We start from the raw sequence: 248 nt of genomic DNA, 5'->3' as shown, positions 1-248 counted from the left end.
AGGAAGTTGCTCATAAAACTCCTCATCATAGGCAACAATAACGGTGATAGGCGCAGTCATTGTTTTTTCGATATTACCTGATGACAGTGCTGGCTCTAAACGTGCTTTAGCGTCATCAGATTTAAGAAATATAAATCGAGCAGGTGAACAATTGGCCGAGGTAGGCGCCATTTTAACTAAGTGATAGATCTCTTCAAGTAGTGCATCTGGCACGTCTTTTTGTTGCCAAGCGTTGAAGGATCTGGCCT

The 248-nt window shown here is 42.7% G+C and carries 1 protein-coding gene; it reads right to left on the bottom strand.

Features of this window, described 5'->3' with window-relative positions; translation table 11 throughout:
• The coding region (locus Ga0466249_RS26210; RefSeq protein WP_215832423.1) for a nitroreductase family protein at nucleotides 1-248 on the bottom strand (248 nt) is incomplete at both ends.

It is taken from the genome of Pelorhabdus rhamnosifermentans, from assembly GCF_018835585.1.
Classification (GTDB): domain Bacteria; phylum Bacillota; class Negativicutes; order UMGS1260; family UMGS1260; genus Pelorhabdus; species Pelorhabdus rhamnosifermentans.
Note: the sequence above shows the minus strand (reverse complement) of the source record. Positions and strands in the feature narration are given on the sequence as shown.